5 protein-coding genes and 1 pseudogene are annotated in these 6899 nt (G+C 64.6%); 3 read left to right on the top strand and 3 right to left on the bottom strand.

Annotated features, from left to right (window positions below; translation table 11 throughout):
* From YU9_RS41000 to YU9_RS0105045, 3 genes and pseudogenes are all read right to left on the bottom strand, one after another.
* Window positions 1–243 (bottom strand): annotated as a pseudogene (locus YU9_RS41000) (IS110 family transposase); the annotation flags it as partial.
* A gap of 205 nt (window positions 244–448) precedes the next feature.
* Complete coding sequence (locus tag YU9_RS0105050) at window positions 449–2008, bottom strand: acyl-CoA carboxylase subunit beta (protein WP_027571791.1); 1560 nt, start codon at window positions 2006–2008, stop codon at window positions 449–451.
* Entirely contained in the window at window positions 1938–2912 is a 975-nt protein-coding gene (locus tag YU9_RS0105045) for an IclR family transcriptional regulator (protein WP_027571790.1), read from the bottom strand. The genes YU9_RS0105050 and YU9_RS0105045 overlap by 71 nt, the downstream gene beginning before the upstream one ends.
* Before the next feature lie 95 nt (window positions 2913–3007).
* On the opposite strand from YU9_RS0105045, the gene YU9_RS0105040 reads away from it, so the two are divergent.
* The 3 genes from YU9_RS0105040 to YU9_RS0105030 all read left to right on the top strand — a co-directional run bounded on the left by YU9_RS0105040 (window position 3008) and on the right by YU9_RS0105030 (window position 6883).
* Window positions 3008–3229 (top strand): acetyl-CoA carboxylase biotin carboxyl carrier protein subunit, encoded by a 222-nt coding sequence (locus tag YU9_RS0105040; RefSeq protein ID WP_027571789.1) that lies wholly within the window; start codon window positions 3008–3010, stop codon window positions 3227–3229.
* A gap of 167 nt (window positions 3230–3396) precedes the next feature.
* Window positions 3397–4563, top strand: a complete 1167-nt coding sequence (locus YU9_RS0105035; protein ID WP_027571788.1) for a TAXI family TRAP transporter solute-binding subunit — start codon at window positions 3397–3399, stop codon at window positions 4561–4563.
* Between the two features lie 244 nt (window positions 4564–4807).
* Window positions 4808–6883: a TRAP transporter permease gene (locus YU9_RS0105030; protein ID WP_027571787.1), complete on the top strand. Its 2076-nt coding sequence runs from the start codon at window positions 4808–4810 to the stop codon at window positions 6881–6883.
* Window positions 6884–6899: the final 16 nt, after the last annotated feature.

Raw genomic sequence — 6899 nt, 5'->3', positions numbered from 1 at the left:
CTTGACGTGCTGCGCCGGCAGCAGCTTCACCTCGTGCCCCAGCGTCGTCAGTTCCCGCGCCCAGTAATGCGCCCCGCCGCAGGCTTCCATCCCGACCTTCGTCGCCGGCAGCCGTGCGAAGAAGGCCAGCATGTCACGCCGGCGCAGTTTCTTGCGCAGCACCGGTTGCTCCGCTGCGTCAACCCCATGCAGCTGGAAAACACTCTTGGACGTATCCACTCCAATTCGGATAACCTCGCTCACCGACGGCTCCCTTGTCTGAGATCTAAACCGACCTCATTCTGGCACACTGATGCCGTCGGGGGGCCGTCCACCCCAACAGGAAGCTTCTAGCTCGCTGTGGCATTGGCCCCGGCTCTGCAGCGCACCGCCGCCGGACGATGCTTCGCATCTTCGGCAGCGCTGCGCTGCGGCCGGGGCACGAGCGTCATGCCTTGGCACAAGGATGCTACGGCCTGATCGAAAAATTCTCCGGCGGCCCCGCTTTTCGCAGCGGCTCGGCGAGACGCGCGAACTCGCACAAGAGCGACCTCGTCTTCCTGGGATCGATGATCTCCTCGACCCAGAATTTCTCGGCCGAGCGGAACGGCGAGCGCAGCTTGTTGAGGCGCTGCTCGATCTCCCTCAGCTTCGCCGCCTTGTCTTCCGCCGCGTCGATGTCGGCGCGGTAGGCGGCTTCGATGCCGCCTTCGAGCGGAAGCGAGCCCCAATAGGCCGACGGCCAGGCGTAGCGGATCGAGAAGCGGTCGGCCGGCTGATGCACGACACCCGCGACACCAAACGCGTTGCGCAGGATCACGGTGCACCAGGGCACGGTGGTCTGGTTCACCGCGGCCATGGCGCGCACGCCGTGGCGGATGGTCGCCGCCTTCTCGGCATCGAGTCCGATCATAAAGCCGGGACAATCCATGAGATAGACGATCGGCAGATGGAAGGTTTCCGCGAAGTCGACCCAGCGCACCACCTTCTGGCAGGCATCCGCGGTCCAGGAGCCGCCATAGTGGAAGCTGTCGCTGGCGAGCAGCAGCACTGCCCTGCCCTCGAGCCGCGCGAGGCCCACGATGATGGGCTTGCCGAAATTCCTGGCGACCTCGAAGAACGAGCCCTTGTCGACGACGGACTCGATGATGGGCCGCATCTTGTAGACCTGCTTGCGGTTGCGCGGCACCGCATTCATCAGCGCTTCGTCGCCGCGCTCCGGATTGTCAGTGCAGGGCAAGGTCGGCGGCAGCTCGTGGACCGACGACGGCAGATAGGAGAGGAAACGCCGCGCGCAGGCAAACGCCTCCTCCTCGGTGTCGACGGCGTGATCGACCGCGCCGGCGCGGGTCTGGATCTCGGCGCCGCCGAGCTCCTCCTTGGTAAGATCCTGCCCCAGCGCCTTCACCACCGGCGGACCCGCGACGAACATCGCGGACTTCCGCGTCATGATGGAATAGTGGCTGGCGGCAAGGCGCGCGGCACCGAGCCCTGCGACCGAGCCGAGGCCGAGCGCGACTACCGGCACACGTGACAAATTTTCCGTCGTGAAGCGATACCAGCGCGTGCCGCCGATGCCGCCCGGCAGATTGGCCGCGCCCTTGGTCTCGATGGTCTTGACCGAGCCGCCGCCGCCGGAGCCTTCGATGATGCGGACGATGGGCAGGCGGAAATCGTGCGCCATCTCCTCCGCCATCAGCGGTTTTGCGGAAATCGATGCATCCGCCGAGCCGCCGCGGACCGTAAAATCGTCGCCGACGACCACGACGGTGCGGCCGTCGACCCGCGCGCGGCCGAACACGCAGTTCGCCGGCGTGAGGTTTTTCAGATCGCCGCTGGAATCGTACTCGCCGATGCCGGCGACGGCACCGATCTCGTGAAAGCTGCCCTTGTCGATCAGCTTGTCGATGCGCTCCCGAACAGTCAGCCGGCCCTGGTCGTGCTGTCGCTTGACCTTGTCAACGCCGCCCATCTCCCGCGCGAAGGCTTCGCGCCGGGCGAGCTCGTCGAGTTCCGGCTTCCAGTTCATTCACTCCCTCCGAATTGATCGGCTTGTTATTGTTGTGCACGGCCATGGCGACCGGCTTACGCGAGATACGGTTGTTGAAGGCATCGCCCTCCGCGCCCTCCATCAGGCTGCCGAGCGAGCGGCCGAGCGCGAGCATCAGCGGGGCGACCTCATCATGCAGACGCTGCTCGTCATACATCGCAGACAGAAGGCCGATCGTGATGACCACGAAGGTCTGGTATTGCGGCGACCAGATCGGCATCGCGAGGCCGTTGATGTGCGGGCTCCAGAGGCCGCAGGCCACGACATAGCCGCGCTCGCGCAGCGACTGCCGGTTGGCCTCGATGCGGGGCTTGAGAATCTTCGCAGCCTCGGGGGCTTCCCGCTCCATGTCTGCGACGAAGGCATCGCCGACTTCCGGCGCCAGGGCCGCGGTGTAGGCCGCGCCCGCGGCGGTCGACGCCATCGAGATGCGGCTGCCGGTGCCCTCGTGCAGGCCGAGCGCGCTCGCCGAGCGCGCGAACAAGAGATAGACGAGATGAAAGCGATCGGGCACGACGAATCCGACCGTGCCCGGCAACTGCTCGGCGACTTCCTGCAGCCGCTGGCGAATCATGCTGCGCAGCTGCGCGCCCTTCATCATCGAGGCGCTCATCGCCACCGCGCTCGGGCCGATGCGATATTTCTGGTCGCGCGGCAGATAGACGAGCTGGCCCATGCGGGTCAGCGTGTGCGTGAGCCGCGACACCGTCGAGCGCGGCAGACCGCAGCGGTTTGAAATCTCGAGATTGCCGAGCCTCGCCTCATGGCCCTCGAAGCATCGCAGCACGTCGAACGCGCGCGACACCACCTGGATGACGTCACCCTCACCGGCATCGCCAGCGAGCACGCCTTGCCTACTCAACCGCTCCGATCGTCGTCCCATGTTCCCTACCGTTGTGTTCCGCTCTGCGGAATTAAATTCCGCTTGCAGACGACGCTACCTCAGGCATTTTGCGACGACAACAAAAAGGCGATGGCATGCCAGAAATTAAGATCGTCACGGAAATCGCGGGACGCATCTGCGCAACTCCCGTGCAAGTTGGAGGAACCGTCGCAGATGGCGATGACGTTGTGGTCGTCGAAGCGATGAAGATGGAGATCCCGGTGCCCTCGCCGGCGAACGGCACGATCACATCGCTTCTGGTGAAGCTCGACGACATCGTTGCCGAGGGACAGGCGATCGCGATCGTCACGAGTTGAGTGCTTTATCCGGTCGATTCCGCGACAATCTGTCGACCGCATTCCCGCATGCACCGTACGGCGTTGCCATCGCTTGATCGCGGTGACATGATCTGTTGCAAACAAAACGTTGTTTCAAACAAAGAAAGAAAACCCTCGCGGCAAAGCGAGGATCATTGGAGGGAAACATGCTTCGTGGGCTGCTCATGCTCGCGCCTGCCTTGGTGGCGGGCATTTCTTTTGCGTCTACACGCTATGCATCCGCCGAAGAAATCAAGCTGCCGGCGACATTGACCTTCACCGCCTATGACACCGGCACCGCCGGTTTCAACATCGCGGTCGGCGTCGGCAAGATGATGAAGGACAAATACGGCACCGACGTGCGCGTGCTCCCCGCAGGCAACGACGTTGCCCGCCTCGCGCCACTGCGCGCCAAGCGCGCGGCTTCCGCAGCGATGGGATCGGGCACTTACTTTGCGCAGGAAGGCGTGTTCGAGTTCGGCTCGAAGGAATGGGGACCGCAGCCGCTCCAGATCCTGCTCTCGACCGTCGACTGCAATTGCGGCTCGCTTGCGGTGGCCGCCGACACCGGCGTGAAGGAGCTGAAGGATCTCAAGGGCAAGCGCGTCGGCTTCGTGGTCGGCTCGCCCGCGCTGAACCAGAACTCGCTCGCGGTGCTCGCCTTCGCAGGGCTGACGCAGAAGGACGTCAAGGTCGTCGAGTTCGCAAGCTATGGGGCGATGTGGAAAGGCCTGATCAACAACGACGTCGATGCCGCCTTCGGCACCACCATCACCGGTCCTGCCAAGGAGGCCGAGACCTCTCCGCGCGGATTGATCTGGCCGCCGCTGCCGGCCAAGGACAAGGAGGGCTGGGCGCGGATGCAGAAGGTCGGCTCGTTCTTCTTCCCGCAGCTTGCGACCTGCGGCGCCGGCATCTCGCCGGAGAAGCCGGTCGAGCTCGGCAACTATCCATACCCGATCTTCGTTGCCTATGCCTCGCAGCCGGCCGACCAGGTCTATGCCATCACCAAGGCGATGATCGTCAATTACGACGCCTACAAGGATTCCGCGCCCGGCGCCGGCGGGCTCGCGGCCGATCGCCAGACCAAGAACTGGGTGGTGCCGGTGCATCCCGGTGCGGTGAAGGCGCTGAAGGAAGCCGGACAATGGAGCGATGCGCAGGAGACGCACAACAACAAGCTGATCAAGCGCCAGGAGGTGCTGGCGGCCGCGTGGGCCGATTACGGCAAGTCCAATCCGCCGTCGGACGACAAGGCGTTCCTCGACGGCTGGATGAAGGCGCGCGCCGCGGCGCTTGCGAAGGCCGGCATGCCGAATGGGTTCGAGGATTAGAGCCGCATGAGATTGGGCTTGGTCGTCGCCACGCGCGAAGTGCGCTCCCTCTCCCGCTTGCGGGAGAGGGTTGGGGAGAGGGTATTCCCGCAATGGGACAATCCCCTAGAGGAGAAAGCCCTCACCCGCGCCTTCGGCGCGACCTCTCCCGCAAGCGGGAGAGGTTGAGGAGCGCGCGGCGCCATCGATCCAACAACAGCCATTCACCTAGTTAACAACTACCAACCCACGCGCGGGGTCGATGATGTCTTCTGCTTCCACCTCCACCGGCCCAAAGGACGAGCCCAAGCGGGTCGTGTTCGACGATCCGCATGGCGCCGCCGGCAACATGCAGGAGGCGGAGGTGACGCGCGTGCGCACACTTCGCGGCGTCTGGCGCTGGGCGCTGGTCGCAGCGACAGCGGCGACCATCCTGCTCTGCATCAACCAGCAATTCTCGCTGCGTTTCTTCGTCGGCTACACCCAGCTCAATACGGAGTACTTCTATCTCCTGATCGCGTTGATGCTGCCATTCACCTTCCTGATCTTTCCGGGCGCCGAGCGCGCACCGCTGGACCGGATTCCCTGGTACGACCTCGTGTTGTTCGTCGCGACTTTCGCGGCATCCCTCATGCTGATGTCAAACGTGCGCAAGGCGGCGGAGGCCGGCTGGGAGTTCGGCGGCGCACCGAACGGCGTGATCGCCGCCGGCCTCGTGATGTGGGTGATGCTGATGGAGGCGCTGCGCCGCACCGGCGGCTGGAGCCTGCTGCTGAGCGTGCTGCCCTTCACGGTCTATCCGCTGTTTGCCGAATCCGGCTGGCTCGGGCCGTTCCGCGGCACGCAATCGACGCTGGAGCAGGCGACAGCCTATCACGTGCTGTCGGGCGAGAGCCTGCTCGGCATTCCCATCCAGGCCTTCGCCGACACCGTGATCGGCTTCCTGGTGTTCGGCACCGCGCTGATGATGACGGGCGCCGGAAAGTTCTTCATCAACCTCGCCTTCGCGCTGTGCGGCACCTTCCGCGGCGGCGCGGCAAAAGTCTGCATCTTTGCCAGCGGTCTGCTCGGCATGATGTCGGGCTCGATCATCTCCAACGTGCTGACCGCCGGCACCATGACCATTCCCGTCATGAAGAAGAGCGGATTTCGTGCCTCCTATGCGGGCGCGATCGAGGCCTGCGCCTCGACCGGCGCGGTGCTGGCGCCGCCGGTGATGGGCGCGACCGCTTTCGTGATCGCGCAATTCCTCAACGTCAGCTACGCCGACGTCGCGCTCGCCGCGATTATTCCCGCCGTGCTCTATTATGTCGGCCTGTTCATGCAGGTCGACGCCTATGCCGCCCGCCACAAGCTGAAGGGCATTCCGCGCGCCGAGCTGCCGCGGATCATGGATACGATCAAGGACGGCTGGTACTACGTCTTCGTCATCGCACTCCTGATCGTGATGCTGCTCTACTTCAAGCGCGAGAGCCACGCGCCGTTCTATGCGACCGCGCTGCTCCTGGTGCTCAACCAGTTCTTCTCCAGGGACACGCGCTGGACGCTTGCGACCATCGGCAAATTCCTGGAGGTCAACGGGCGCACCTTCGTGGAGCTCGTCGGCATTCTCGCCGGCTGCGGTCTCCTGATCGGGGCCTTCTCCATGACCGGCGTGGTCTCGAGCCTTGCCAACGACCTCTTGCACATTGCCGGCGACAATCCATTCCTGCTGCTCGGCATGTGCGCCCTCACCAGCCTCATTCTCGGCCTCGGGCTGACGACGACGGCCTGCTACATCTTTCTCGCCATCCTGGTCGCGCCGGCGCTGGAGAAGCTCGGGCTCAACCGCATGGCGGTGCACATGTTCATCTTCTACTGGGGCATGCTGTCGTCGATCACCCCGCCGGTCGCGATCGCCTCCTTCGCGGCCGCAGGCATCGCCGGCTCACCGGCGATGAAGACGGGCTGGGAATCGATGTGGGTCGGCAGCATCATCTATTTCATCCCGTTCTTCTTCGTGCTCAATCCGGCGCTGGTGCTGCAGGGGCCGAGCCCCTATCTCGCCGGCCTCGGCCTGATGGGCCTCGCCGCCTTCGGCACGCTGTTCATCTGCGGCGGCATCCAGGGCTACCAGCCCTTCGTCGGGGACTTGCGCGGCACCGGCGCGCTGGAATGGCCGATCCGCGTGCTGCTGGTGATCGGCGGCTTCGTGGTCGCCACCCCCGGCGGCGGCATCATGCCGCTGTCGCAGATGCAAGTGACGCTTCTCGGGCTTGCGATCCTGCTGCCGACGATCTTGATCGCGCTTCTCCTTATCCGACGCCAGCCTGCGATGCCAGACGGGTTGCGCGTACCCTGATTGCGTTGCACAAGAG

It is taken from the genome of Bradyrhizobium sp. WSM1743 (assembly GCF_000473065.1).
Classification (GTDB): Bacteria; Pseudomonadota; Alphaproteobacteria; order Rhizobiales; family Xanthobacteraceae; genus Bradyrhizobium.
The sequence above is the reverse complement of the archived record's forward strand: the minus strand, read 5'-3'. Positions and strand labels throughout refer to the sequence as shown.

Bases quoted from the DNA above. Each gene is read 5' to 3' on its own strand.
- YU9_RS0105050 (WP_027571791.1), bottom strand. From the start codon at position 2,008: ATGAACTGGAAGCCGGAACTCGACGAGCTCGCCCGGCGCGAAGCCTTC.
- YU9_RS0105045 (WP_027571790.1), bottom strand. From the start codon at position 2,912: ATGGGACGACGATCGGAGCGGTTGAGTAGGCAAGGCGTGCTCGCTGGC.
- YU9_RS0105040 (WP_027571789.1), top strand. From the start codon at position 3,008: ATGCCAGAAATTAAGATCGTCACGGAAATCGCGGGACGCATCTGCGCA.
- YU9_RS0105035 (WP_027571788.1), top strand. From the start codon at position 3,397: ATGCTTCGTGGGCTGCTCATGCTCGCGCCTGCCTTGGTGGCGGGCATT.
- YU9_RS0105030 (WP_027571787.1), top strand. From the start codon at position 4,808: ATGTCTTCTGCTTCCACCTCCACCGGCCCAAAGGACGAGCCCAAGCGG.